Origin of the sequence: Kitasatospora sp. NPDC050543, assembly GCF_044457565.1 — a bacterium.
Lineage (GTDB): Bacteria > Actinomycetota > Actinomycetes > Streptomycetales > Streptomycetaceae > Kitasatospora.
The window spans coordinates 1-26564 of record NZ_JBITGZ010000028.1; the positions used below are offsets into that span (position 1 = coordinate 1).

At 72.0% G+C, this 26564-nt stretch carries 20 protein-coding genes, 2 tRNA genes and 1 pseudogene; 12 read left to right on the top strand and 11 right to left on the bottom strand.

The genetic code is table 11. The annotated features are described in order from the left end of the window. On the top strand, positions 1 to 615 hold a 615-nt coding region (locus ACIBH3_RS27475), incomplete at its 5' end, for a type VII secretion system-associated protein (protein WP_396314767.1). Between the two features lie 831 nt (positions 616 to 1446). Here ACIBH3_RS27475 and ACIBH3_RS27480 read toward each other — a convergent pair. From ACIBH3_RS27480 to ACIBH3_RS27490, 3 genes are all read right to left on the bottom strand, one after another. Beyond that, a complete protein-coding gene (locus tag ACIBH3_RS27480) occupies positions 1447 to 1779 on the bottom strand; it encodes a hypothetical protein (RefSeq protein ID WP_396314768.1) in 333 nt (110 codons plus the stop codon). Continuing rightward, the gene (locus tag ACIBH3_RS27485) at positions 1776 to 3701 is read right to left on the bottom strand and encodes a hypothetical protein (RefSeq protein WP_396314769.1); all 1926 of its coding nucleotides are present in this window, start codon (positions 3699 to 3701) and stop codon (positions 1776 to 1778) included. Before ACIBH3_RS27485 ends, ACIBH3_RS27480 begins: the two co-directional genes overlap by 4 nt. Positions 3702 to 4062: 361 nt before the next feature. Continuing rightward, positions 4063 to 4467 carry a hypothetical protein gene (locus ACIBH3_RS27490; protein ID WP_396314770.1) on the bottom strand — a complete coding sequence of 135 codons (405 nt, stop codon included), beginning with the start codon at positions 4465 to 4467 and terminating at the stop codon, positions 4063 to 4065. A gap of 171 nt (positions 4468 to 4638) precedes the next feature. Between ACIBH3_RS27490 and sigJ the strand changes: the two genes are divergently transcribed. Beyond that, positions 4639 to 5589 (top strand): RNA polymerase sigma factor SigJ, encoded by a 951-nt coding sequence (gene sigJ / locus ACIBH3_RS27495; RefSeq protein WP_396314771.1) that lies wholly within the window; start codon positions 4639 to 4641, stop codon positions 5587 to 5589. 88 nt (positions 5590 to 5677) lie between these two features. Here the strand turns inward: sigJ and ACIBH3_RS27500 are convergent, their stop codons facing one another. Together ACIBH3_RS27500 and ACIBH3_RS27505 are read right to left on the bottom strand one after the other, a co-directional pair. Beyond that, on the bottom strand, positions 5678 to 6442 hold the full coding sequence (locus ACIBH3_RS27500; RefSeq protein ID WP_396314852.1) for a hypothetical protein: 765 nt from the start codon (positions 6440 to 6442) through the stop codon (positions 5678 to 5680). Positions 6443 to 7037: 595 nt separating this feature from the next. Further along, positions 7038 to 7259, bottom strand: a pseudogene (locus ACIBH3_RS27505) (MerR family transcriptional regulator); the annotation flags it as partial. A 294-nt stretch (positions 7260 to 7553) separates the two neighbouring features. Between ACIBH3_RS27505 and ACIBH3_RS27510 the strand changes: the two are divergent. The 4 genes from ACIBH3_RS27510 to ACIBH3_RS27525 all read left to right on the top strand — a co-directional run bounded on the left by ACIBH3_RS27510 (position 7554) and on the right by ACIBH3_RS27525 (position 10757). Continuing rightward, the gene (locus tag ACIBH3_RS27510; RefSeq protein ID WP_396314772.1) at positions 7554 to 8348 is read left to right on the top strand and encodes a response regulator transcription factor; all 795 of its coding nucleotides are present in this window, start codon (positions 7554 to 7556) and stop codon (positions 8346 to 8348) included. Further along, a complete protein-coding gene (locus ACIBH3_RS27515; protein WP_396314773.1) occupies positions 8345 to 9853 on the top strand; it encodes a sensor histidine kinase in 1509 nt (502 codons plus the stop codon). The genes ACIBH3_RS27510 and ACIBH3_RS27515 overlap by 4 nt, the downstream gene beginning before the upstream one ends. Positions 9854 to 10089: 236 nt before the next feature. After that, entirely contained in the window at positions 10090 to 10527 is a 438-nt protein-coding gene (locus tag ACIBH3_RS27520; RefSeq protein ID WP_396314774.1) for a hypothetical protein, read from the top strand. Then, positions 10524 to 10757 carry a hypothetical protein gene (locus tag ACIBH3_RS27525; protein ID WP_396314775.1) on the top strand — a complete coding sequence of 78 codons (234 nt, stop codon included), beginning with the start codon at positions 10524 to 10526 and terminating at the stop codon, positions 10755 to 10757. The genes ACIBH3_RS27520 and ACIBH3_RS27525 overlap by 4 nt, the downstream gene beginning before the upstream one ends. A 156-nt stretch (positions 10758 to 10913) precedes the next feature. Here the strand turns inward: ACIBH3_RS27525 and ACIBH3_RS27530 are convergent, their stop codons facing one another. After that, the gene (locus ACIBH3_RS27530; protein ID WP_396314776.1) at positions 10914 to 11732 is read right to left on the bottom strand and encodes a hypothetical protein; all 819 of its coding nucleotides are present in this window, start codon (positions 11730 to 11732) and stop codon (positions 10914 to 10916) included. A gap of 260 nt (positions 11733 to 11992) precedes the next feature. On the opposite strand from ACIBH3_RS27530, the gene ACIBH3_RS27535 reads away from it, so the two are divergent. Beyond that, positions 11993 to 12559, top strand: a complete 567-nt coding sequence (locus tag ACIBH3_RS27535; RefSeq protein WP_396314777.1) for an AAA family ATPase — start codon at positions 11993 to 11995, stop codon at positions 12557 to 12559. Between the two features lie 323 nt (positions 12560 to 12882). On the opposite strand, the gene ACIBH3_RS27540 is transcribed toward ACIBH3_RS27535, so the two are convergent. The 3 genes from ACIBH3_RS27540 to ACIBH3_RS27550 all read right to left on the bottom strand — a co-directional run bounded on the left by ACIBH3_RS27540 (position 12883) and on the right by ACIBH3_RS27550 (position 14495). Then, positions 12883 to 12956, bottom strand: a tRNA-Trp gene (locus tag ACIBH3_RS27540). A 62-nt stretch (positions 12957 to 13018) separates the two neighbouring features. After that, a complete protein-coding gene (locus ACIBH3_RS27545; protein WP_396314778.1) occupies positions 13019 to 14395 on the bottom strand; it encodes an SDR family NAD(P)-dependent oxidoreductase in 1377 nt (458 codons plus the stop codon). A 28-nt stretch (positions 14396 to 14423) separates the two neighbouring features. Next, positions 14424 to 14495 (bottom strand) — tRNA-Ala (locus tag ACIBH3_RS27550). Positions 14496 to 14801: 306 nt separating this feature from the next. Here ACIBH3_RS27550 and ACIBH3_RS27555 point away from each other — a divergent pair. Next, complete coding sequence (locus ACIBH3_RS27555) at positions 14802 to 16022, top strand: GNAT family N-acetyltransferase (RefSeq protein WP_396314779.1); 1221 nt, start codon at positions 14802 to 14804, stop codon at positions 16020 to 16022. Positions 16023 to 16250: 228 nt separating this feature from the next. Here ACIBH3_RS27555 and ACIBH3_RS27560 read toward each other — a convergent pair whose 3' ends face one another. After that, positions 16251 to 17390 (bottom strand): serine hydrolase domain-containing protein, encoded by a 1140-nt coding sequence (locus ACIBH3_RS27560; RefSeq protein ID WP_396314780.1) that lies wholly within the window; start codon positions 17388 to 17390, stop codon positions 16251 to 16253. A 587-nt stretch (positions 17391 to 17977) separates the two neighbouring features. On the opposite strand from ACIBH3_RS27560, the gene ACIBH3_RS27565 reads away from it, so the two are divergent. After that, positions 17978 to 19471 carry a hypothetical protein gene (locus ACIBH3_RS27565; RefSeq protein WP_396314781.1) on the top strand — a complete coding sequence of 498 codons (1494 nt, stop codon included), beginning with the start codon at positions 17978 to 17980 and terminating at the stop codon, positions 19469 to 19471. 393 nt (positions 19472 to 19864) lie between these two features. Here ACIBH3_RS27565 and ACIBH3_RS27570 read toward each other — a convergent pair whose 3' ends face one another. Next, positions 19865 to 20641 carry a CAP domain-containing protein gene (locus tag ACIBH3_RS27570; RefSeq protein ID WP_396314782.1) on the bottom strand — a complete coding sequence of 259 codons (777 nt, stop codon included), beginning with the start codon at positions 20639 to 20641 and terminating at the stop codon, positions 19865 to 19867. Positions 20642 to 21046: 405 nt separating this feature from the next. On the opposite strand from ACIBH3_RS27570, the gene ACIBH3_RS27575 reads away from it, so the two are divergent. From ACIBH3_RS27575 to ACIBH3_RS27585, 3 genes are all read left to right on the top strand, one after another. Continuing rightward, a complete protein-coding gene (locus tag ACIBH3_RS27575) occupies positions 21047 to 22648 on the top strand; it encodes a sigma-70 family RNA polymerase sigma factor (protein ID WP_396314783.1) in 1602 nt (533 codons plus the stop codon). A gap of 393 nt (positions 22649 to 23041) precedes the next feature. Further along, positions 23042 to 23476 (top strand): hypothetical protein, encoded by a 435-nt coding sequence (locus ACIBH3_RS27580; RefSeq protein ID WP_396314784.1) that lies wholly within the window; start codon positions 23042 to 23044, stop codon positions 23474 to 23476. 1421 nt (positions 23477 to 24897) lie between these two features. After that, on the top strand, positions 24898 to 26181 hold the full coding sequence (locus tag ACIBH3_RS27585; RefSeq protein ID WP_396314785.1) for an NAD(P)/FAD-dependent oxidoreductase: 1284 nt from the start codon (positions 24898 to 24900) through the stop codon (positions 26179 to 26181). The last annotated feature ends 383 nt before the right edge of the window (positions 26182 to 26564 follow it).

Sequence of the window (26564 nt, forward strand, 5' to 3'; positions counted from 1 at the left end):
CACTCCAGGCCTTCGACATCGCCTTCGACGGCCGACTCTCCGTCGGCCGCCGGTAACTCACACAACACGAGATACACCAGTCGCTGGACAGACCCGCGCGCCGAGGCGAAACGCCGCCGCGGCGGCTGGATCTACTCCATCGACCCGGCCTTCGACCCCGCCGGCGAGGTCCCCGGCTGGGGGATCATCGGCGGCTGGCAGGTCGACCACCACGGCGCCCTCGTGCGGTTCTGGCACAACCCGAACTACCGGCCCTCCCCGCAGGCCCGGGGCTGGCCCCCGCCGCAGAACCCACTGGAGAACGCACTGTACGGCGCGGCCAGCGGCTACGGCGGCGAGGAAGAGCTGCTGACCGCCCTCCGCGACGCCCAACTGCTGCTCTTCGCGCAACCCGGTGCCGCCAACCTGTACACGCTCCCCGGCTCTGACGGCCGGGACGTCCTGGAGGCCTGCACGTCACCGCAGTACGTGCCCCGGCACTGGCCCGGCCACATCCTCCTGACCGGCCAGCAGCTGGCGGAGATGACGGTGGGCCTGGACCTGCGGCTCAACCCCGGAAGTCGGGTCTCTGTGACCCTCCCACTGGATGACCTGCAGCAGAGCCTCCGAGGCTGAAGCGACAGCACGAGTACGGCCATGGCTGGAGCCGAGTACGCCCACTGGCCGCGGTGTACGCGTAGCCAACTGCCCGCGGGGTGGGAGTCCGCCGGGCAGGTCCAGGTGTACACCGCCGAGCAGCAACTGCTCAATACCGCTGCCCAGACGGACAACACGTCCAGGGACTCGACGCGGGCGGCCTCGTCCAGCAGATTCACCATCACGGCCTTGGGCGCGATCATCAGTGTCTCGACAGCGCACATGATCACCCCAAGGCCGCTCCGCCGTTCGGGGAACGTCAGAACCCGTGATCAGCCGTCGGCTGTCGGCATGCAGAGGCTTCGTCAGGCCGCTGTGGACGTTCGGCCTCTGCCTTGACGCCAGCGGCACCCAGCCGATGGACGAGAAGAGTTATCTCGGGCATGGTCCCTGCGAACACGCCGGTCCGGATCTGCTGGAGTGCCCTCTTCGCCTGTGCCAGATCTCCGCCCAGCTCGGTGCGAAGAACCTTCAGCACGAGGACCGGACTGGCGAGAGGATCACTGAGTACGAGCCGAGCCTGGCCGTGCTCGGCCAGAAGACGCCGACGCAGGTCGTCCGGTATGCAGCCCCCCTCCCGGCCCGCACTCGTACAACGCATCGCCACAGACGGAGCAGGGGTAGCCAATATCCCACTCAAGCCTCTGCCCAACCAACGCCTGAACGCCGACGCACTCCATCTCCGAGCCGCAGCCGGGGCACTTCGACGGGTACCTGACGGACTCGATCACCACGACTGCCCCATCTACTGGCATAACTTTGACGACGCCAGCATCCAGAGTCCGAGGCACAAGTGCAAGAACAGGCAGGTTAGTGCCGGTTCGCCGCCGCGACGTGCGCCCGGAGCTCGGTGGGAAGCTCCGGGTGGTCGGCCCACGGGCGCAGGATGTCGAGCACGACAGCCCAGACGCGGGCCGCAGCCTGTGCGTCGTCCTGCCGCAAGGCCTCGTCGAGGAGACGGTCATACGTCAGGACGAAGCGGATCCACGACGACCAGGCCGCGAATGTCTCGTAACCCATCGGATGCTCCCGATGCTCCTGCATCACGCCTCGCTCGCGCGTCTTCACGAATCCGCGCAGGGCGCGGTACTGCTCCTTCGTGGGCACCTGGCCAGCGGTGTTCGTGGCGTCGATTGCGGTCATGCCTTAGCTCCTTCTCGTGTGACGGCCTCGGCCGGCTCGCGGCCCGGTCCGACGCAGACGACGCCGTCCGTCAGGACGACAACGATCTGCCCGTCCGAGTCCACCTGGACGGCTCTTACCGGTGACCCGAGGCGCAGCTGCACGAGCGACTGTGAACCCGTCAGGCGCTGGACGCGCAGCACGCCGTCGGCCCAGGCGGCGGCAGTCACCAGTCCCGCCGACGTCCGGGTCACCGACACCGACACTACCGGGCAGGGCCGCTGGTGAACCGGTCCGGGCAGTGGAGGGAAGCCGGGCTTCCAGGCTCGGACACGGCCGTCGGCGCCGCCGCTGAGAAGGAGCGGAACGGCCACCTCCGTCGGGCCGGCAGGCGGCAGAAGTACGCCGCCGAGGGCGGTCACCGGGCCGTCGTGCAGGTGCTGTGCGAGGTCTTCACCGTCTGCCGGGTGCCAGTGCACCGTGCCGGTCACGTCTCCGGCGGCGGGTAGGGGTGCAAGCGCACCGAACTCACCGTCCTGGTACCCGGGCGGCGTCGAACCGGTGAGAAGCCGTGGAACACCCGTGGGGTCGACGGCGATCACGCTGCCGTCGGGCAGGCAGGTCAGCGCACGGAGCCCCTTCGGAGCGAGGAGAGCCGACTCGGGAGACAATCGGCGGCTCGCCAGGTCCAACAGCCGCACGCCGCCGTCGGCGGCCGCGACCAGCAGTCGGCCGGCGTACGGTCCGCTGCCGAGCGCCGCCGCAACGGGCTCCGGTTGAGCGGGGTCGAACCAGCAGGCCCACTCGGCCCGCCACGACGCCCCGGCGCCGTCCTCCAACACCTCGGCGCCATCCTGTCCGAGGAGACGGGTCCGGAGCATTTCTGAGCGGACCGCGGGGTTGCGTTCGGCCACCAGCCCGGGGCCCGCCGCGCGCCAAAGCTGCCGGAAGGGCGTATCGGGCACGGCAGCCAGGGCAGCGGCCACCGAAACGGGTTCGGCTCGGGCAAGGAACCGCACGTCGTCCAGAAGTTGCCCGGCCGTTCCTGCGCGGACGGCCTGACGTAGCAGCAGGCCCAGTCGCTCGGGGTCGGCAGCGGCCAGGTCGGGCCCGCCGTCCGGGAGACGCGGGATCGCCCGGGCCGCCGTATGGACGGTGTCGGACGGTGACGGCACGGGGACCTGGGCCGTGATCAGTTGGCGTAGCGGGCCTGGCCTCAGCCACCAGGTGTCCTCGGTCGGTGAGTCGGCGGGCAGCAGGGCGGCCGCGCGGCTGACCGCCACCGGGTCGGCTAGCAGCGCCCACTCCTCCTGGAGCACCGGGCGGTCAAACGTCGCCAGTGCCCCGAACGCGGTATGAAGCTCCTTCGGCACCTCCGCCCACCAGGCCGCCGGCACTCCGACGTGAGTTGCCGCGGCGGCATCCCGGATCCTGGAAGCCAGCCGGGCCAGGCCGGGGTTGGGGTAGGCCAGGTCCGCAGGTGGCCGGCCGCCGCCCAGCCGCCGTTGCCAGGCACCGAAGCGCACGGGGTCGGTCCAGCGGGGCTCGTCCAGCTCCAGGACGGCAGCGGGCGTGAGGGCGGTCAGTGCGGAGGCTTCGGGTGTTCCCGTGGCGCAGTCCACGACCAGGCGCAGGCCGGGCAGGCCGAGGAGCCCGTCGAGGAGCTCGCCGGCGATGGCCGGGGGCTCGGCAGACCGGTTCAGATCCCAGACGAACAGCAGTCGCGGCCGGTCGTCCTCAGCCAGCATCGACCGCAGCTGGGCCGGCGTCCTCGCCGTCAGGCCGAGCTGCCCGGCAAGCAGCCAGGTCGCGCTGTCGAGGGTCAGACCGGTGGCGCCGAGCGTGGCGTCCGGGCGCTGCCCGGCTGGTGTCCCCGGCGAGGTACAAGCGGTCGCGAGCCACACCAGCAGATGGGTCTTGCCACTACCGGATGAACCCGACACACGGCAGACCCTCGGCGCCCGCTCGTCGCCCAGCCACCGCAGCAACGCACGGCCGGCCGGCTGCCGTCCAGCACGCAGCGGCGGCATCCATCGCTCGCCCCCGTCCACAACGTCCCCCGCCTCTCGTGATCACCGCCGATTCTACGAGCTGTGCCGAAACTGGCCGGCACGCAACAGCCTTCGGCGTGGAGGAACGTCGAGGGTGTGCTTCGCCGCAGCGGTGTGAGCCGTCCGCTTCCGTCGGGGAGCCTCGTTGGTCACCTATCCTGCCGCACCGGACGTGCCGTGCACGCACGTCGGGCGCGTCACGCGGTAGGCGCGGCGCGCGTCGGTCTCGGGTCTCCCCAGGCCCGCGCGGCGGCTACGACCGGGCGCCGGAGCGCTCCGGCAAGCGGGTGGACAGCACCTGGCCCAGCGCCAGCACGCTCAGGCCGAACATCAGGATGCCCAGGGGGACATGGAGCGCCGGCCTGTGCGCGATGCCCAGCACCACCTGCACCGAGGCGAGTACGAGGAAGCCGGACGCGTACAGGATGGGCCGGGCCGCCCCTCCGCCGGGCCGCCACGCCAGGACCGCGGCGAGCACATACAACATCGACGCGCCGTACATCACGCGCGCTCCGGCGCTGTGCAGCACCTCGCCCTGGGACGAGGACAGCAGCAGTCCGGCGGTGACCGCCTCGAAGAAGATGGCCAAGGTCTGCAGGGCGATCGCAACCTGCACGAACGTGAGCCTGCCCTGTTCTGCCGTCGTCCGGGTGGCCATGACGCGGTCCTCTCTTCTGCCTCGCGGCGGTGGATCGGTAGTGTCTCGGTGATCCGACGACGTGGACCCGCGAAATGTGAGGCGAAGCGCCGGCCTCACAATCCGGTGCGGTGCTTCGTCGACGTGTCGAGAGCGGAAGCGGACGAGAAGAACCAGGGAGCGGTCGCAGCCATGAGCACCCCAACCGAGCCAGGGCATGACCGGTCCGAGCCGGGCCTGAGCGCGATCGTCGACGAACGGCGGCATCTGATCAATCTTGCCTACCGGCTGCTCGGTTCGCTGGCCGAGGCCGAGGACGCCGTACAGGAGACGTACGCCCGCTGGTACGCGATGTCGCGGCAGCAGCAGGAGACCATCGAGTCGCCCGGCGCCTGGCTGACAACTGTCGCCAGCCGCATCTGCCTGGACGTGCTCGGCTCGGCGCGGGTTCGGCGTGAGCGCTACGTCGGCGAATGGATCCCCGAGCCGCTGCCCGACCGTACGGAGTGGATCAGCGGACGGGCGGGCGGCAGGGCCGAGCCGGCCGACCCCGCCGACCGGGTCACCCTGGACGAGTCGGTGAACATGGCCTTCCTCGTCGTGCTGGAGTCGATGACGCCGGCCGAACGCGTGGCGTTCATCCTGCACGACGTCTTCCGGTACCCCTTCGCCGAGGTTGCCGAGATCGTCGGCCGGACGCCCGCGGCCTGCCGGCAGCTGGCGTCCTCGGCCCGTCGACGCATTCGCGCCGCGCAGGCTCCGGCGGTTCCGACGGCCGGGCAGGCCGCTCTGGTACGGCATTTCAAGGAGGCGTGGGAGGCCAGGGACATCGCGGCCCTCGTCGACCTCCTCGACCCCGACGCCACGATGACCGCCGACGGCGGCGGCCTGGTCGGTGCCGTCCTCCGCCCGGTCGAGGGCAGCGTGCGCATCGCCCAGTACCTGATCCACATCGCCGGCAAAGCCCCCGGGCTGACGCTCCTGGAGCGGATGGTCAACGGCCGGCCCGGCCTGGTCGCCCAGTACGCCGGCGTCACCGTGACCGTGGCAGCGTTCAGTCTCACCGGCGGCCGGATCACTCACATCTGGGCGGTCCGAAATCCGGAGAAGCTCCGTCCGTGGACTGAGAACGGACAGTGCTGATCCCGCACGCGAGTGGGCCGGGGCCGAGTAGCGGTGACCGCGTCCAGTCGAAGCCGGGCGACCCGCGCGTCTGGTGTCCGGTCCGAGGTCAGATGACGGAGTAACGATGCAGCGCGAATCTCAAGGCATCGGGCTCCACGTGGATCCCCCCGCTGAAAGGGTGGTTCATGGCTGACAACAGGATCAGCACGCCGGACAGCAACAGTGCGAGACCGCCGATTCCGACGATTCCCGGCCATGTCAGGGCATGGATCTGGAGCGCGGAGGTGGCCACCAGAAGCACTGCGGACAGGATCAGGCCGATCCAGAGGTAGTTGGGGACTTCCTGGGAGACCGCCAGCATCCGCGCGCGCCGGGCGTCCCCCACCTCTCTGAGGGCCAGGAGCGAGTCCCGCGCGAACGTCTGCTCCTGCTTGGAGTCGCCTGCCGTGTCCTGCAGTACGCGTCGCAGCTCGTCGTACAGCTCCTGGGCCCGTGCGCTGGTCCCGCCCTCGGCCATCGCCGGCCACTCGTCGTTGATCACCGTGACCGTGTACTGACGAGTCAATTCGCGGACCTCCGCGCGTGAGGTCTCCGACAGAGGGCGCGTCGCCCAGTAGAGATTGACGAGGCTTGCGCCCTCACTGCTGACCTCGTCGGCGGCTTTGCTCAGACTCGTGCCGGCGGAGACGATCGAGAGGGCCAGGATGAAACTGAACAATGTCCGATTGAGGGTCGAGAAATGTTCGATGCCGTCGTTCAGGATGGATCCTTCGCGCCAGCGCTGAGGAATGTATCGAACCATGAGGACGAGGACGAGGATTGAGGCGCCGACACAGCCGACGACCAGGGTGGTGATCGAAGCTAATCTCATGCGCCCATTTGACCTCACCGGTGCACACGAACTGCAGCGCGTAGTGATACATCCATCCCATTGAGTGCACGCGATGATCGAAGTTGATTCGGCATGCCAAATGGATATGATCGCCATTTGTTAGGATTTGCTCCGCAAGGATCTCTGTGGGAATGCGCCCGTCCTTGAGCAGGGGCCCGTGATCGGGTCTGTGCGTCTTGTGCGCGTTCCGGCAGCCTCGCCCGGCGGGCTCGCCGGCTGTCGAGCCACGTGGCCGGCGCGCCGACGACCTCGGACTCCAACTCCCCGCGCCCCGCCTCCGGCCGCCCCGGAGTGCACCGTGCACCGGGCGGCAAACGCGCAGCTCCCCTGCACCGTGGCCGTCCTCGCCACCGCGCGGTACGCGGTCCGGGGCCGGTGCGCGGGTGGCGTTGCCACCGTCGCGCCGGTGCTGCTCGGGCCGGGTCCGAGACCTCAACTCCCTATGCGGGCACGCGCTCAGAGGCAGCCCCGTCGAAGGGCGGCTCTGGCTGCCCGTTCGTTCGGCCGCGGCGATGCAGTCGACAAGAGCGTCGCGGGATTCGGCGAGCCTGTCCATCTGATCCTGCAGTCGCTGGAGCCGTGACCGCATCGCGGCCAGCAGCTCGGGACACCCGGGCAGCTCGGGAGCCTCTCCGAGCGCACAGGGCAGCAGGTACGCGATGTCCTCGGAGGACAGACCGGCGCCGAGCAGGTGCCGGATCTGCCTCACGCGCAGCACGGCGTGCTCGCCGTACTCGCGATAGCCGTTCGCGCCACGGTCTGCCTCCGGCAGGCCTTGGGCCTCGTAGGAGTGCAACTGACGGGCGTTGACGCCCGTCCGACCTCAGGTCCCCGATCAGCAACGAGATCATCGCCTTCCTGGTCGAACGGCTCGGGGCGCGGCCGGCACGAGCCCTCGGCGCTGCGGCATCTGGCGGTACGACGCGGCGCCGCCGCTTCCCGACGCGCCCCGGTCGTCGACCGGTGTCCGAGATCCTCCGCCTCCTTCCCATACCGGCGGCGGCCCGTCTCCCGAGTCCTCGGACACCCTCGGGAGCGGCTCGCCGCACCCGTGTGAGAGGGTCGGCACCCCGGAAACGAGGAGGCGTCGATGCAGGGGAGCGGGTTCGGGGCCGTCGGCGGCCCCGGCATCGGGGACGGGCCCGGCGGCCGGGTCCTGGTGGTGGACGACGACGCGGCGATCCGCCGCACCCTGGAGCGCGGCCTGCGGCTGAGCGGATTCGCGGTGACCCTCGCCGACAGCGGCGAAGCGGCGCTCGCCCGGATGCGCACCGAAGCCCCGGACGTCCTCGTCCTCGACGTGTCGATGCCCGGCCTCAGCGGCGCCGAGGTCTGCCGCGTCCTGCGCACGCGTGGCGACGACATCCCGGTCCTGATGCTGTCGGCGCTGGACGAGCCCGCCGACCGGGTCGCCGGGCTGCAGGCGGGTGCCGACGACTACCTGGTGAAGCCGTTCGCGCTGGAGGAACTCGTCCTGCGACTGCGGGCCCTGCTGCGCCGCCGCCCGCCGCAGCCGGACGACCGGGTGGTGGCCGGCCCGCTGGTGATCGACCCGGGCACCCGCCAGGCCCGGCTCGACGGCGAGGAACTCAGGCTCACCCGGCGGGAGTTCGAGCTTCTCACCCAGCTCGCCCGCAACGTCGGCCTGGTGCTCTCCCGGGAACTGCTGCTGGAACGCGTCTGGGGCTACGACTTCGACGTCCGCAGCGACGCCGTCGACACGTTCATCAGCTATCTGCGGCGCAAGGTCGAGGCCGGCGGGCGGCCCCGGCTGATCCACACCGTGCGGGGCGTCGGCTTCGTGCTGCGGCTGCCCGACGGCGGCGGACGGCTGGCCAACAGGGCGGGACGGCTGCCCGACGAGACCGGGGCGGGCCCGCGATGAGGCTCTCCACCCGGATCGCACTCTGGGCCGCCGTCGTGGTGCCGCTCCTGGTGGTGCTCGCGGGGCTGCTGCTGCTGCTGCCCCTGGTCGGCCGCGACCTCCGACACCAGCAGGACAGCCGGCTCAACGACCGGGCGGCCGCCCTCCTGCCGAGCGTGCGGGCGCTGGTCGCCGCCGACAGCAAGGGCCGTCCCAAGGCCGAGCAGAACCAGCAGCGCAAGGTGCTGGACGCCGCCCTCGACGCGGGCGTGCGGGTGGTCGGCGCGGACGGCACCGTCCTGCTGTCCGTGGGCCCGCAGCCCGCCGACGCCGGGGCGCTCCCGGCCGCGCCGGGCGGTCCGGTCACGGTGCGGGATCAGGGCGCCGCCTGGCGCGTCCTCACCGTGGACGTCACCACCGGAGGGGCGAGCGGCGGCACCGGCCTGCTCTGGGTGGTCACGTCCACCGGGCAGGCGGACCGTCAGACCGCCGTGGTGCGGCGGCGCGTCCTGCTGGTGGCGCTGGTGGCGGCGCCGGTCTCCGCGCTGATCGGATTCGCCCTCGCCGAGCGGGCCACTGCGCCGCTGCGCCGGCTCAGCCGCCGCGCCGCCGCGCTCGACCCGGCGGCAGCTCTGGCGCCGGGCGCTCCCGGCGGCGTCGAGCGGGCCGGGGGTCCGGGCGATCACGGCTTCGCGCCCGAGCGGACCGGGACCGCCGAGGTGGACGAGCTCTCCGCGGCCCTGTCCCTGCTCCTGACCCGCTACGACGAACAGGCCCGGCGCACCGCCCAGGCCCTGGACACGGCCCGCTCCTTCTCCGCCAGTGCCTCGCACGAGCTGCGCACACCGATGATGAGCCTGCGCACCAACCTCGACGTGTTGGCCGCCCACACCGACCTGCCTGCCGCCGACCGGGCGGAGATCGTGGCCGAGCTGCGGGAGGACCACGCCCGGCTGCTCGACCTGCTCACCGCGCTCAGCTCCCTCGCCCGGGGAGATCTCGTCCAGGCGGACGCCTTCCACCCGGTGGACCTCGTCGAACTCGTCGACGCGGCGGCCGACGAGACCGCGCGTCGCCACCCGCAGGCCGCCTTCACCGTGGACGCCCCGGAGGAGCTGCGGGTGCACGGCTGGGAACCCGGGCTGCGGATCATGCTCGCCAACCTGTTCGGCAACGCCGCCGTACACGGCCGCACCGGGCCGGCCCCGGCGCGCGTCACGGTCCGGCTCACGGCCGAGGGCGCGGCCGCCCGGCTCACCGTCGACGACTGCGGTCCCGGCATCGCGCCCGACGAGCGGGAGGCCGTCTTCCGGCGGTTCCACCGCCGGCGCGACAGCCCCGGCTCAGGCCTCGGGCTCACCCTGGTCGCCCAACAGGCCGCCCTGCACCGGGGCACGGCCGGGATCACCAGCCCACCCGGCGGCGCCGGGTGCCGGGTGGAGGTGCGGCTACCGCTCCCACGCTCCGACGCGCCGACCGTCGAACTGCCGTCCCACCGAGACTGGATCTCGGGCCCGGCCGGCTGAGCACCCGCGGGCCCGGTGCCCGATGGCACGGCTCGTCGGGTCCCGTCCGTGCCGCTTCCTCGGCGGTGGTCTCGCTGGTCGTTTCCACCGGTCGTCTCCGCTCGCCTCCGTTCGGGTCCGTTCGGGTCCGTTCCACAGGGATTCCACAAGAAGCCGTCCTACGGTCGGGGCGACCGCCCTGGGGCGGGCCGGTCCCTGTCCGGCCGCCCCAGGCCCGTAACGGAGAAAGGACGCCCATGCCTGCCGCCAACCGCCTGCCCACCGTCCGTGGGGCCGCCGTGCTCGGCATCATCGCCCTGGCCGGCTCCCTGCTCGCCGCCGTGCCCGCTCAAGCCGCCGGGGGCAACGGCGCGCCGGCCGGCTCGCCGACGGCCGCGTCCACGCCGAAGAGCGACGGCGCCAAGGGCATCTGCAAGCGGCTGCCCAAGACCGAGGAGCGGATCACCAAGGCGCTGAACCGCCTCGACGGCGACGCCACCGTGATCGGCTCGGTCGCCCGTCTGCAGCAGCGCGTCACCGACGCCAAGGCCGCGGGCCACACCGAGATCGAGACCTACCTCAACGGCCGGCTGACCAGCCGCAAGGCCCTTGTCACCACGCTGCAGACCCGGCGGAACAACCTGAAGTCCGTCGCGACCTGGTGCGCCGCCCACAACGAGGCGGCCGGCAAGTGAGCCGCCGCCCGGCCGCGGCACTGGCGGCCGTTCTCCTGGCCGGGGCCGCCTTCCTCACCGGCTGCGGCCCCTCCGGAGGTCACGGGGACGCCAAGCCCGGCTCCTCCGCCGCCGAGGCGGACACCGGCGCGGCCGACAGCGCCCAGATCCAGGACATGCAGCAGAAGCTGGACGCCGCCGAGAGCGCCGCCGACCAGGCGGAATCAGACGTGGCCGCCGACGACGGCTGACCGGAGCGGGCCCACGCGGGGACGCCGTCGGGGCCGTGGCGCGACCGGACAGCCCGGTCGTGGGGGACCGGGCTGTCCACCGCGTCGGCCCGGGCCCCGGGTCCGAACACTCCGCCAGGTCGTGCGTCACCCGACGAGTCCTGCCTGGTGGGCGGGTCAGCCGTGGCAGTGCACCGCGACCAGGACGACATCTCCGTCGAGGCCGTCCAGGTACTCGTTCACGACCCGCGTGTATGCGGCGCGGCCGTCCTCCACCCCCTCACCGGGCTCCATCCACGTCCCGTCAGGCAGCAGCAGGGCATCACCCGGCACGGCGTCGTCGCGGGCTTCCGCCACGTACTGCTCACGGCTCAAGGAGAACTCGCCGGGCCAGTGCCTGAACTCCTCGCTGCTCAGCGCCGCCCGGCGCCTAGCCTGTGCGTCGTAGTCCTCCTGTGTGCGGCTGATCGGGTAGCGGCTCTCGTCGGCCCGGTGCCGGGCCAGGAAGAAGTCCCAGGGTTGCGCCTCCGGCAGTCCATCGACGAGTGCCGTCCACCGGTCGTGGCGTTCGCCGGCCAGGGCTCCCTCGCGCTCGCGCAGCGCGTCGAAGTCGAGCAGGGCACGCGGTCCGCCGTCGCAGCCCATCGCCGCGGCCTGGCCGTGCTCGGCGGTTTCGCCGTACTGCCCGGTGATCAGCCGAGGGTCGCCGATCGCCTCCGGGCGGTGCATGAAGTGGGCCGACCACCGGCCCCCGACCCGGTACCCGTCCCACTTCCCGTTGGGGTTGTAGGCGCTCAGAAAGTAGGCCCGGTCCTCGTCGTCGACGTAGAGGTGGTTCTCGCTGCCCGGTTCGTGGCCGCGGACGCGGTGGAGGGTCTCGGCGACCTGCGCCCACGTCAGGTCGTCGCGATCCGGCAGCACGGCCCGCCGCCGGAGAGCTTCGACCCACTCGGTGCCGCTCGGGGCTGCGGCCTCGTAAGCCCGGTACGGCTCCACCTCCCGCTCGATGTCGAGGGAGCGAGGACGGCGGAGAGAGCGGCGTTGACGTCCTCCTGGGCAGTGGGCGGGAGAGCGGCGACAAGGGTGAAGTGCATGATTCCTTCCCGGAGTGAGCGTGTCTGCCGGCCGAGGCGGCGGTTTGCAAACGGGACGTCTGCCCGCACGGCCGCCGCTCGACGACCGACACCGCTGGGACGGCCGCCCCTCCCACTCGACGCCTGAAGTGATCGTACTGCCGGTCGGTCTACGATCGCCGCATGGTGACCGTACTGGTGAACGGACTTCCGGGCGCGGGGAAGACCACTCTCGCTCACGCTCTGGCACAGGAGTTGAGACTGCCGCTGTTCAGCAAGGACTCGGTCAAGGAGACCCTGGCCGATGCGCTCGGGGCGGAACCCCCGGTCGGCACCACCGCGCGCGAGTGGAGCAACGCCTTGGGCCGCGCTGCGGCTGAGACGCTGTGGACGCTGCTGACGTATGCGCCCGACGGCGCTGTGCTGGAGAGCCCGTGGCTGGGCCGTGCGCGCCGGTTCGCGATTGCGGGACTCGCCCGGGCAGGCGTGGACGAGGTCCAGGAGGTCTGGTGCGACGTGCCGTTGGAGGTCGTGCGACACCGTTTCACCGAGCGGGCCGCGAGCAGGCACCCTGTGCACCTCGATGACCAGCCGGATTCCGACGAGCGGTGGGAGTCGTGGAGCCGGACAGCCGAACCACTGGGCCTCGGGCCAGTGCATCACGTCGACACGACCCGTCCGGTGGACATTCCGCTGCTCGCGAAGCAGATCAGGGAGACGACCGGCGAAGGCCACGTGATCACCCCGTAGCAATGGCGCGGATACGGCCCTCCGTCGTGATCACTGCGAGTTCCCCTGCTCTGTCCGTGCTGCCCGTCAGTCGCCGATCGTAGTCCTCCTCCCCGCCCCCGCCCTGAGGGATTCCTCGCGCCGGGCCTGGGCGGCGATCAGCGCCATGTTCGAACGGGACGACCTGATCGCCCGCTCCGACGGCGCTCGGCGGGCAGCACGCCGGCCCGCCGTCCTTCGATCAGCGGCGCCAGGTCGTTCGCCGGCCTCGGCATCACGCCCGCGAACCCGTCCATCACGCCCCCACCGCGCGAGCCATCGGCACACCCGCACGACAGGACGGGCGGAGCCGGTCGGATTCGAACCGACGTGTTTCGGTTTTGGAGACCCAACGCGCCTGCCTCTGCGCTACGGCCCCGCCCAGGGCGCCGAGTGTAGCGGCAGGCAGCCGGACCGCTTCGGACGGCCACCGCGGAGCGGTCACCACGCGGCCTCGCGATAGTCCTTGAGGAAGACCCCGGACACCGGGTCGCCGGCCTCGCCACGCACGATCGGGTCGTAGACGCGGGCCGCGCCGTCCACGATGTCGAGCGGGGTGCGGAAGCCGTGCGCGGCCATCCGCGACTTCTTCGGCGCAGGGTTCTCGTCGGTGATCCAGCCGGTGTCGACGGCGCACATGTGCACACCCCGGGCGGCGAGTTCGGCCGCGCTGGTCCGGGTCAGCATGTTGAGCGCGGCCTTGGCCATGTTGGTGTGCGGGTGGCCCGCCGTCTTGTTGCGCACCTCGAAACGACCCTCGACGGCCGTCACGTTGACGATGTACCGGTTGGCGTGCGGCGAGGCCAGCAGCAGCGGCAGCAGCCGGTCGCAGAGCAGCGCCGGGGCCAGCGCGTTGACCAGCTGGGTCTCCAGCACCTCGGCCGGGTCCAGACCGCCGAGCGTGGCCGACCAGGAGTTGTCCGGCGCGGTGTCCGGCAGCAGGCCGGCCTCGTCCGCCAGCGGCAGCACCTCACCGGGCGACATCGCCGGGGCCAGCTCGGCGGCCGGCCACACCGGGGTGAGCTCGGGTATCGGGCGGAAGCCGGGCGCGAGCGAGACCCGGGCGCCGGGCGGGAGTTCGCCGTGCTCGCCGGCGGTCAGCAGCGCGTACGCCTCGGGCGGTCGACGCAGGGTCTGGGCGGCGTTGTTGACCAGGATGTCCAGCGGCCGGCCCGCCGCCCGCAGCCGCTCGCACAGCCCGAGCACCTGCCGCGGATCACGCAGATCGATGCCTATCACGTCGAGCCGGTCGAACCACTCCTCGCTGCCGGCTGCGGCTCTGAACCTGCGCAGTGTGTCGTGCGGGAAGCGGCTGGTGACGGTCAGCTCGACGCCGTCCCGGAGCATCATCAGAGCCAGCTGAAACCCGATCTTCACCCGCCCTCCGGTCAGCAGCGCCCGCCGGCCCCGCAGATCGGTGCGGAGCCCGCGCCTGGCCGCGTTGTCGCCGGCGCAGTCCGGGCACAGCAGATGGTAGAACCCGTCCACCTGGCGGTATGTCGACTTGCAGACATAGCAGCGCCGGGAACGGCTCAGCCGTCCCACCGGAACGCGGGCCGAGGGCACCAGCGTCAGTGGCGCGTCCTCCCGCCGGGCCGTCGCCCCGGTGGCCGTCGCGGCCAGCAACGCGGCGTCGGTCTCCGCCGCCACCTCCCGCCGGACCTGCTTGCGCCGACGGCGGCCCTCCCGGACGAGGGACTCCGCGATCCGCTCCGCGCGCAGCCGCACCGGGTCGTCGGCCGGCAGCGCGCGCAACCTGGCCACGGTGGCGCCGTACGCGGCCAGTTCCTCGTCGTCCACCGCGACCTGCTGCTGCACCGGGCCCTCCTCGACACCGTCACCACGGTGGCCCCGACCGGATTCGAACCGGCGTACTCCGCGATGCGATCACGGCGGCGGCTGCCTCTGCGCCTACGCCCGGGCGACGAGAGGGATGCTACCGCCCTGATCACCCTCAACAACCGGCGGGGTCCGGCGAAGCCAGGGAGGGGAATGTGAAGTGGTTCGGTCCGGCGGGCCCCTGCCGGAGCTGCCCGCGCGCCCCACCCGCTCGTGACGCCGGGGATCTGAGTTCAGGCGCTGTTGGGTGGCCCGCTGACCGGACCGTGCTGTGACCAGCCGTGGGCCCGGCCGTAATTCGCTTGACCTGGCCGCGGGTCAACGCTGGACTTTGGCCCGGCACCACGAGTCGTGGTGCCGGTATCCCGGGGAGGCAGCAGCAATAATGGAGATCCGTTCCACGACCGGCGAGGACCTCGACGTCTTCGTCGAGACACTCCATGCCGCGTTCGGGCGCTTCCCGGAAACTCCGGTTGACGGTGGCGGGCTCTGGTGGTCGGCGCTCGAAATGGACCGCAACCTGCTCGCCGTGACGGCGGACGGGCGGCCCGTCGGCACCGCCGGTTCCTACTCCTTCGAGCTGACTCTCCCCGGTGGCATCATCGTCCCGGCCGCCGGGGTGAGCGCCGTCGGCGTCCTGCCCTCGCACCGACGCCAGGGCGTGCTCAGCGCGATGATGCGGCATCAGCTTGCCGAGCTGCGGGCCCGAGGCGAGTTCCTCTCCGTACTGCTGGCCTCCGAGGCCCTGATCTACCGCAGGTTCGGCTACGGACCGGCGACCTACACGGCGCGGCTGACGGTGCCGCGCCACCAGGCCGCCCTCGCCGTCCCCCGGGTGCGCGGAACGGCTGACGCCCCAGCGACCGGCTCGGTCGAGCTGCTGCGGCGGGCCGAGTGCGGCGAGATCCTGGAAGAGGTCTACGACCGGTACCGCCGCGCACAGCCCGGCGCGCTGTCCCGGCCGCACCGCTGGTGGGCCTTGGGCGCGGGGCAGCCCCCGGTCACTCCGGCGCCGCGCTACGTCGCCCTCCACCGTGACGCCGACGGCGTCGCGGACGGGTACGCCAGCTACTCGCTGGGCGAGCCCGACACCTTGACGGTCGACGAGACGATTGCCACCTCCGACGCCGTCTCCACCGCCCTGGCCCGGTTCCTGCTCGGACACGACCTGGTCAGTCAGGTCGTGTTCAAGCACTTCCCGCCCGAGCACCCGCTGCGCTGGCAGCTTGCGGACTTCCGCGCCGGTCAGGTGAGCGGCGACACCGACTGGCTCTGGGTGCGGCTGCTGGACGTCCCGCGTGCACTGACCGCGCGTGGCTGGTTCACGGACGGCGAGCTCGTCCTCGACGTCGACGACCCGTTCCTCGGCGAGCACGGCCGCCACCTGCTGACCGTCCGGGACGGCAAGGCCGACTGCGTCCCGACGGACCGGGAGCCCGACCTGTCCCTGGACGTGAGCGACTTGGGCTCGGTCTACCTCGGCGGCACCGCCCCGAGCACGCTCGCGCGTGCCGGACACATCCGGGAACACCGCCCGGGCGCGGCCACCCTCGCTGACGCCCTCTTCCGCGCCGAGCGGTCCCCGCACTGCCTGCACTGGTTCTGACCGCGCGCTCGTCGATCCTGCACAGGTCTCGTCGGTCGGGCTACAAGGGGGCTACGGCGGTGCTTGCTTCCTGCGCGAGGGGTGCTCGTCCGCCATGGCCACCGGTCGGGGCGGATGCTCCCGGCATGGCGTCGTGCCGCGCCCGGGCGCGCGGCACGACGTGCTTCCGGCAGGACCTGCACGCTGGGCGGCTGAAGGCGCGATGGCCCCTTCGGATCCGACGCCTTCTCAGCCGCCCGCGATGCCCAGCGCCTTGCGGACCTCGCCGATCAGCCGGACGTCCAGACCGGGCACGGTCATCCGGTTCTTGACCAGCGCGAAGGAGAAGCGGTTCGCCGGGTCGGCGCAGGCCGTGCTGCCGCCCGACCCGCTGGTGCCGAAGCCGCCCGCCGGGCGCAGCGGCGTCGGCGCGCCGTCCCCGACCACGAAGCCGCGGCCCATCGTCCACGGGGCGCCCAGCATCCGGTCCACCCCGCTCGTCCATCCGGTGGTCGCCTCCTTCAGGGTCGCCGCCGAGAGCAGCCGTACGCCCTCCAGCTCACCGCCGCAGGCCAGCGCCGCGTACAGGCGGGCGACCCCGCGCGCGGTCATGATCCCGTTGGCCGGCAACGCCGTGCGCCGGAAGTCGGCCCGGTTGGCCAGCCCGGCCACCGGGAGCACCCCGCGCGGGACGCAGACGAAGAACGGCGACTCGGGCGGCATCCGCTCCAGCCGCGCCGCCCAGCCGCCGTCGTAGCAGGTGGCCACGCGCGGCAGCAGGTGCCCGGGGACGTGGAAGAGCAGTTCGTCGCCGATCCCCAGCGGTCCGGCCAGCTCCTCGCTCAGCAGCTGGTCGCAGGTCCGGCCGGTGGCGCGGCGCAGGATCTCGGCCAGCAGCACCCCGTACGTCCAGGCGTGGTAGCCGAGCGCGCTACCGGGCTCCCACCTCGGCCGCTGCCCGGCCAGCCAGTCGGCCATGGCCGGCAGGTCGAGCAGCCGCTCGGGGGTCACGTCCGACGGCAGCTGCGGCAGGCCGGCCGCGTGACCGACCACATGTCCCAGCGTGACCCGCTCCTTGCCCGCTGCGGCGAACCGCGGCCAGTACCGCGCCACCGGTGCCTCGTACGCCAGCACCCCCTGGTCCACCAGCACCGCGACCAGGGCCGCCGCGACGCCCTTCCCGGTCGACCAGGCCGGCACCAGGGTGTCCGGACCCATCGGCCGCCCCTCGGCCAGGTCGGCCGTCCCCGCCCAGGCGTCCACCACCAACTCGCCGTCCAGCCAGGCGGCGACCTGCACCCCGGTCTCCTCACCGGAGCCGGTCAGCTCCGTCAGGATCGTCTCGACGCGCCGCTGCGCCGGATTGTCCAGCACCGTGCCGGTCCTCATCGAATGTTCCTCCGTCCGCTCCTCGGGCCCGTGATCGCGGGCGCCCCGCTGACTCCAACTCGGATGCCGGCCGAAACGATCCCGGCGGTCACCGGCGCCGCGCGGATGACCGGGCGCGGCGGGAGGGCTCGTCGAGGACGAGGGCGATGACGTCGCCCGCGTCCTGATGACCGACAACCTCGGCCGAAATCACCGCGCGGAGACGCCCCTCACCGTGCGCTCTCCACGTCACCTCGGGCACTCCGGTCGGTAGCACGGGATGGCCGGGCGCGGGGATCCGTGCCGGCGGCGAGGTCCGCGACCTTTCGCGCACATCATCGACATGGTCCCCACCAGGTGCCGGCCGCCCGAGGTGTGAGCCGATCACGGTCGGGATCTGCGCGCGTCCTCGCCCAGCCGAAGGTCTCCGGGACCGGACGGAGGCCGGCCGCGGCCACCTGAGGGGCCTGGCGGCCTGCGCCGACGCGGGATCACCCGTGCGAGCTGACCAGGTGGCGGTGGAATCACTCCCGGCATTTCCTGGAGAAGGCGCGTCGTCAGGCGGCCGCCCCCGCCTCTGCCAGAGGACCCGACGCAGGGAGCATGCCATGCCCAGCGATGAATCCGAGCCCGCTTCCGAGTCCGCCTCCGAGTCCGCCTCCGAGCCGGCTTCCGAACGGACAGGGGACAACGGTCCGCAGCAGGGCCGGCCGGACGGCGAACCGCCCAGAACCGGCCCACCGCCACAATCCACGCCCGAGCCCGAGCTCACCAAGGGCGAGCGCACGGAGCTGGACGAGCTGCGGCACCGGCTCACCGCACTCGAGGCATCAACGCCACCGCCCAGGGCGCGCCACCATCGCCTCCGTACGTCCGGCTCGGTCGTCCTGATCGTCATCTCCTCCCTGCTGGCGTTGCTCGCGGTCATCGCGGTCTGGACCAATTCGATCGTCGGCGACACCGACCGGTACGTCGCCACGGTCGCACCACTGGCCAGCAACCCCGACATCCAGGCCGCGGTCACCAACCGGGTCACCACGGAGGTGCTGGCCCAGATCGACGTGAAGGCGGTGGTGGACGAGCTCTCCCAGGCTGCCGTCCAACAGGGCGCGCCCCCCGAACTCGGCAAGCTGATCGGCGGCCTGAGCGGACCGATCACCAGCGGCCTCACCCAGCTGGTCAGCAGCACCGTGAACAAGGTGGTGACCAGCGATCAGTTCGCGGCCCTGTGGGTCGACGCCAACCGGGCGGTGCACGCCACACTCGACAAGGCACTGACGGGCAAGGGCGGCGGCGCGGTCTCGCTGGAGAACAACCAGGTCGCCATCGACATCGGACCGTTCGTCGCCAAGGTCAAGGACCAACTGGTGAGCTCCGGCTTCGGACCCGCCGCGAAGATCCCGGAGGTGCACACCAGCTTCGTGGTCTTCGCCTCGAAGGACATCGGTAAGGTCAAGAGCTACTTCCGGGTCCTGGAGATCATGGGCGCCTGGCTGCCGATCATCGCCGTGCTGATCGCCGCCGCCGGTGTGTTCACCGCCGTGAACCGGCGCCGCGCCCTGATCGGCGCGGCGCTCGGGGTGGCCATCGCCATGCTCCTCCTGGGAGTCGTACTGACGGTCTTCCGGTCTTTCTACCTCGACCACCTGCCGCCCGGAGCGTCCCAGGCCGCAGCCGGCGCGATCTACGACACACTGATCCGTTTCCTGCGCGCCAGCGTCCGCGCCGTGGGCGTGACAGCGCTGGTGACGGCTCTCGGCGCCTTCCTGATCGGCCCGTCCAGGGTCGCCGTCGCGATCCGCAACGCGTGCAGCTCGGCCATCGGCGCGCTGCGTGAGGTGTCAATGGCACACGGGCTCCGTCTCGGGCCGGTCGGCCGCTTCGTGAACCGGTTCAAGCGCTGGATCGGGGCCGGGATTCTCGTCGTGGCGGCCGTCGTCCTCGCCACCTGGAGCTACCCGACCGCAGCCGTGGTGTTGTGGATCGTCGTCGTGGTACTGGTCGGTTTCGCCATCCGGGAGTTCCTCGACACCGGGCCGGCGGCCTCCCGCACCTCGCCGGCCGCCGCCGGTAGCGCGAGTGCCCCGCCACCGGGTGATTGAGCCGGCGCAGCCAGTACCCGGGGCCCGCGATCCGGCGGAGGATCCGCGGGGCCGGACCTCTGCGGCGCGGTCCCCGAACGGCCTGATCGCCGTCCGGTCGGGAGCCCCGGCAGTCCCTGGGATCAGGGGCGGACTGCCGGGGCGGTGCCGACGGGCGGGGGAGACATCTATCGGCTGGGTGGAGAGATGACGGTGTCGGTGACGCAGGTGTGGTGGCCGCACTCCGCGGCACGGTCGGTGACCGCGGCTTCGGAAGCGGCGACCTGTGCCCACTCCGGCCCTGCGCATGCGCAGGTACGGGCCATGAGGCCATCGCACCCGTCGGCCTCTCCTGGCGGAGCGAGCCGATGCTTCGGGCCCGGTTGGGCCCACCTGACGAAACGGGTCGATCCGTTACGCGGGCGTGGCGAAGACCTGCGTCCACCAAGGACCATTGGCACCGAAGTTGATGCCTACGCCGATGGCGGTGAAGTGGCAGTTGAGGATGTTCTCACGGTGCGGCGGGCTGTGCATCCACTCGTCCACCACGTGAGCCGGGTCCGGTTGGCCGTAGGCGATGTTCTCGCCCCAGAGGCTCCATTGGTAGCCCGCGGCCTCCAGCCGGTAGTCGGCGTGGTGGCCTTCCGGGTCGGGGTGCTCGAAGTAGTGGCGGGCAACCATGTCGTCGGAGTGCATCTGGGCGGCGGAGTGCGCTTTGGCGTCGACCGTGAGCGGGCCGCAACCGGCCTTGGCCCGCTCGACGTTGGTGAGGTCGGCGACCTGCTGGGCGAACTGCGCGGCGGTCCCGGTGGCCGGTGGCGTGCTGGTGACAGGCGCTGGGCCGCGGGACGGACTTGCGGCGGTCGCGGTCGCGGTCCCGGTGGCGGTCCCGGTGGCCGGTGGCGCGCTGGTGACAGGCTCTGCGCCGCCGGACCGACTGCCGGTGCTCGCCGTGGCAGCCGGTTTGGCGGACCGGGCGGTTGAGCTGCTCCGGCCGGCGCTCGCCGGGGTGGAAGGCGAGGCGGCGGCCGATTCCGTGGTGCCGGCCGCAGCCGTGGCCGACGGGGTGGTGGAGGCGGAGGGGGACGCAGTAGAGGAGATGTCGCCCGGGGTACTCGGCGTCGATGGCAGATCGCCGGTTGCCACCGCCGCCCGGGCCGGGTCGCTGCCGCCGGAGTGGGCGGAGGACATCACGCTGTACCCGGTTATACCGACCACGACGAGTGCCGCGGCCGCCGAGACAACCGCAGCGCGGCGGCGGCCGGAGGCGCCGCCGCGCCGTGCCGCGCGCCGCGGGCGCGCCCCGGCGCCCGGCAAGGGAGCGAGTGCGTTCTCATCGGCCCCAGGGCCCTGTCCTGGCCCTTCCCCCCGGTAGCGCGGGGTGGACCTGGTGATGTCGTCGTTCACGGTGGTCTGCTTCCTGAGCGGATTCGCGTCGGCGTCTTCGTGCCGACACCGTGGGAGACCGCCAGGCAGAACCCGGACAACGAAAACACTCGGCCGAATTTCCACAGCGGGATTCCTGTTGTCCGCCGCGCCGTGACAGGTCTCCTGTGCAGGGGGGTCCGTGCGACCCGAGACGAGTGAGGACAGCGGATGCACAGCGAAGCCGGCATAGGCACCGAGGCGGTCGCGGCCGCGTGCGCCGGGGACGAGCAGGCCCGGGAACGGCTGATCGCCGGGTATCTACCACTGGTCTACAACGTCGTCGGCCGGGCGATGAACGGCCATCCGGACGTGGACGACGTGGTGCAGGAGACCATGATCCGCGTCGTGGGCGGCCTCGACGGCCTGCGAGAGCCGTCCTCGTTCCGCTCCTGGCTGGTGGCGGTCGCGATGAACGAAGTACGCCGCAACTGGTCGACCCGCACCGGGCCCACCTCCGCCCTCGACGCCATGGAGCAGCTGGCCGACCCGGCCGGGGACTTCGTCGGGCTCACGGTACTGCGCCTCGGCCTGTCCGGGCAGCGCCGAGAGGTCGCCGAGGCGACCCGCTGGCTGGACGAAGGGGACCGGGATCTGCTGTCGCTGTGGTGGCTGGAGGCCGCCGGCCGGCTGACCCGGGCGGAACTGACCGCCGCTCTGGAGCTGTCCTCTCGGCACACGGCGGTGCGGGTCCAGCGGATGAAGGAGCAGTTGGAGGTCAGCCGTACGGTGGTCCGGGCGCTGGCAGCCTCGCCGCGTTGCCCCGAACTGGCAGAGCTGGCCGGAGCCTGGGACGGGCGGCCGAGTGCGCTGTGGCGCAAACGGATCGCCCGGCACATCCGGGCCTGCGACGCGTGCTCGGTGCTGGGCCAGGACCTCGTGCCGGCCGAAGGACTGCTCGCCGGACTCGCCCTGGTGGTCCCGCTGCGCGGCTTCGCGCCCGACGGGCTGTTCACCGGCCCGGCGGCGCCCGGCGCCTGCGGAACCGTTCCCGCGACGGCTCAGCCGGCAGCACCGGCCGCGCAGCTCCCCGCGAACGTCGCGCGGTCCGCACACCGGACCGGAACCCACCACGGTCGCGGGGGTCCCGCGAAGGGTTCCCGCCCGCGCGGTACCCGGCGGGGCGCGCGCCGCCTACGGAACGGCGCCCGGATGGCCGGTGTGCTCATCATCACCGTCGCCGTAGTGGGCGTCATCCGAGGGCTCCCGAGTCAGGGCGACGCTCCGCGGGCCGCTCCCGCCCCGATACCGACGTCCGCGATCACCGAGGCCCTCGCCGCGGTGCCGGCCGCCTCCGCCGGTCCGGCGTCGTCGGCCGCCCCTCCCGGTCCGGCGTCGTCGGCCGCCTCCGCCGATCCGACGCCCACCCCGAGCGTGACCCGGCCGCCGCGCAGCCTGGAACAGCAGCTCGTCGACCTGATCAACGCCGAGCGGGCCAAGATCGGCTGCCGTTCGCTGCACATCGACCCCAGGCTCCACACGGCTGCCCAGCAGCATTCCCAGGACATGGCCGCCCACCGATACTTCGGCCACCTCGATCAGGAAGGCAGCCGAGGGGACAGCCGGATCACAGCGGCGGGCTACCAGTGGAGCAGGTGGGGCGAGAACCTCGACCGCAAGAGCAGGACACCCGGGAACGTGCTGAACGACTGGCTGGACGGGGCGATCCACCAGGAGAACATGCTCGACTGCCGATTCACCGACGCGGGCGTCGGTACCGCCCCCGCCACCGATGGCCTGCTGTGGACCCTCGACCTTGCCTCCGCCGGCTGAACACTGCAGTGTTCAGGCCCGGGCACGGCGGTCCAATGACCACCGTGCCCACGGCTGTCCTCCGACAGGTGACCTTGAGCGTCTGCCAGGTGACTTCGACGGCCGGTGAGGGGACCGGTCATATCCCGTAGGACGTTTCGACCTCACCCACGATGTCCCGGGCCGGCTCAGGTCCACATCCTTCTTCATGATCATCAACTCTCCCTGTCAGAAAGACCCTTGAGCCGGGGGCACGTTGCCGTTGGACGGGGCATGCTCTGTGCGCGTGTTGCCCGGTGCGCAGCGGGCGGCGCGGTAACCGATGAGTGATGGGGGAGTGGTGATGGATCCGATCTCGGCAGCCGCGCTGGCGGCTCTGGCCGGGGGTATCGGCGGCGAGGCCGGCCGACAGGCGTGGACGGCGTTGAGTGCGCTGATCCACCGCCCGTCCGCCGTGCCGAGGCCGACGGCGAGGCCGATGCGCTCGTGGTGAGTTCCGGTGAGGCCGAGCTCACGGCGCTGGCGCAGGCCCCCGGCGAGTTGGAGCGAGCCCAGCGGTTGAGCACGGCCCTTGCTGTGCGCGCCGCCCTCAACGCGGAGTTCCGCCTCGCCCTGGAGAGCTGGTGGCAGCAGGCGCAGTCGGTGCGTACCAGTGAGGGGGCGGTGTCGAACCAGGTCAGCGGCACGCAGTACGGCCCCGTCGTCATGGGTAGGGACTTCTCCGGTCTCACCATCACCGCCCACGGCTCGGCCGGTCCTCCTGCGGTGCCCGCCGACCCACACGGGCCGACGCGCCCTGGCCCAGATGGCGCTGCGCCTTCCGCCACGGGTTGCTCGCAAGAGGATTGAGCGGACGTCGCCGACGGGAATCGGCTCACGCCGTCCCGGCAAGGCGACGCTGCAGTTCGGCGTGGCGGAGCTGGTACGTGGCGCCGACCTGCCGGAGCACTCCGCGTCGATGTGCGTCCGCGAGGAACGGCATCAGCCGCCACGGCACCTGGCCGCGTAGGGCGAGCCACCATCGGGCGAGCGTGAACGATCCGTACCTGGCCTGGAGGAAGCCCCCAGGCCAGGCCGGTCGCCAGCCCGTCGGCCACCCCGGTCAGGGCCCCCCGCCACGGCCCCAGGAGCGTTCCGATGACGAGGGAGGCGGCGATGCCGATGGCGAGGCCACCCGCCATGGCGGTGGTCCAGAACGTGGCGCGGTCCTGGTCAAGTACGGTCTGCGGGTCCGCCGCGGCCGTCGCCTCGGCCGGTTTGGCCTCCAGTCCTGCGCCGAAGGAACCGCCGGCGGCTCCCACCAGGCCCGACAGCAGGCCGTTGAGCAGGCCGGCCTGCAAGGTGATCGCGATCCCGAGGGCGAGACCGCCGCCTAAGCCGATGAGAATGCCGAGTGGTGACCAGCGGAGTCCTCGCGCCGGAAGGCGGCTGTGGCCCAGGGTGACCACGCAGGCTGCGGCGATGGCGAAACCCACGCGCCACTGGCGTCTGACGGCGGACGCGAGGTCGTCCGCGGCCTGGGCCAGGGCCGCGTCCCCGGTCGCCCTGGCCGGCGGATCGACGAACGTATTGATTGTGACGCCGCCAGGAAAGTCCCGCCCCAGGACGACGGGTCCGCCGACCCCCGAGAACTGGTTGTTGGTCTCCCCATCCCCCGTTCGCCCCTCCCCCCTGCGCATCCCGCTCCACGAACGTCCCCTTCGCCCGAAAGCCCCTGCCGCGCCCCGCAGCCGCCTGCACGCTGCCCGCCGACCACCGCGCACGCGGCTGACGAGTACGGATCAGGCTACCCAGTCACTCCCAACTTCTGAGACCCACGCACACTTGGTGACCACCGGCGCTCTGTCGGGCCGTACGGCCCCGGTGTCGGTGGGCTCTCGTACCTCCGGCCCGGTAGAGGTGGTCGCGGATGTTCTCCACTTCGACGTCCAACAGGTAATTGCCGTCATCCATGAGGCCGCTCTCCTCTGAGGTCCCCGAATGATCCGCCGCACCGGCCGGGGCAGTCGCCTGGCGAACGGTCAAGATCGCAGGCGGTGGGCCTTTGCCCTGGCTCCCGCTGACGGCCGCTGCCAGGCGTGCTCCGGCCGCACGCAGGTGTGGGTCGCCGCCGTAGACCTCGTCGCCGGTGACCCAGGCGGCCGGGACGCCGCAGCCTGACCACACCTCACCCGATCCACAACTCTTGACAACCGCTCATGTTCCCTGAGAGGAGTGGCACTGCACCACTCCCACGAACGGCACCACACCCCGAAGGGAGCGATCAGCACATGACCAAGCCTGAGAGCGCGGGATACGACTACGACGTCGTCATCAGCGGAGCCAGCCTGGCCGGCAGCGCCGCGGCGATCCTGCTCGCTCGACGCGGTGCCCGCGTCGCACTGCTGGAACGCCGCTCGGACCCCGAAGCGTACAAGGTGCTCTGCACCCACTCCGTCCACGCCGGCGCCTACCCGGTGCTGGACGAACTCGGCCTCATCCCCGCTCTGGAGGAGGCGGGAGCCGTCCGCAACGAGGCCCGCTGGTACACCCGCTGGGGGTGGATCGAGCCGAGGGCGGCGCCGGCGGGCCCCGAGCTACCGTACGCGTACAACATTCGGCGCAGCACCCTCGACCCGTTGATCAGGTCCCGTGCGGCGCAGACCCCCGGCGTCGATCTGCTCCTCGGCCACCGGGTGACCGGGCTGGTCCGGGAAGACGGGCGAACCTTGGGGGTGCGCGCGTCGACATCACAGGGCGAGCGTGAGATCCGGGCCCGCCTGGTGGTCGGCGCCGATGGCAAGGACTCGGCGGTGGCGAAGCTAGCCGGGGTGCCTGCTCGGCGGTACGAGAACGCACGGTTCGGCTATCTCGCACACTTCCGAAACCTTCCGCTGCACGGCGGGGTCGGTCAAACCTGGTTCCTCGAGCCCGACATGGCGTACGCGTTTCCCAATGACGACGGGGTGACGGTCATCGCGGTGCTCCCGGACAAGAAGCGGCTGCCGGCCTTCCGGGAGGACCTGGAGGGCAGCTTCATGGAGTTCGTCCGGGCCCTGCCCGAGGCACCGCCCATCGACTCGGCCGAGCGCATCACGAAGATCATCGGCAGTGTCAACTACCCGCTTCACAGCAGGAAGCCGACCGCACCGGGGGTCGCGTTGATCGGCGACGCCGCCCTGACCGGCGACCCCCTGTGGGGAGTGGGATGCGGGTGGGCTCTGCAGTCCGCGCAATGGTTGGCGGACGCGGTCGCCTCGGCCGCAACCGGCCGGGGTGACCTCAACAGGTCGCTCGCGATGTACGCACGCAGGCACCGGCGCAGGCTGCGCGGGCACCAGTACCTGGCCGCCGACTTCGCCACTGCCCGTCCGTTCAACACCTTGGAGCGGCTGATGTTCTCGGCGGCAGCGCGCGATGAATCGGCGGCGCGGCACATGCATCTGTTCGCCTCCCGCCTGATCGGTCCGCTGCGCTTCTTGAACCCCGTGGCACTGGCCAAGGCTTCGGCCGTCAACATCAAGCATCGCGGGGCGGCTGTGCCACCCGCGCACCTGTCACGCACGGGGTCCTGACGGGCTCCCCTCTCCTCGCCGTCTCCCGCATCGCTGCCCGGCACCTGGAGGTCGAACGACTCCGGATCCGGCTTCACGAGCCGAATCCCGGCGCCGGCGGTTGCCCGCAGCGGGCTGCGCGTCCTGCCCAACGCACCGGACAGCCCGGTCAGCGGCAGCGCGTGACAACCACCCGAGGCGCTTCTGTAGTCAGCCGGCGGCGGTCCACCGCCCTGGCCCGGTGCGATCACGCCATCCCGAGCGCTCAACCCTGGGTCTGTATCCTCACGCGTGCGTCCCGCCGGCGTGATGCCGCCGTACCTGCGACGACATCACGCGGGCGACCGCTTGCCGGGCAGCCTCACGGCCGTCGGGGCGTGGTGCCGGCACCCGAGGGCGTGCCA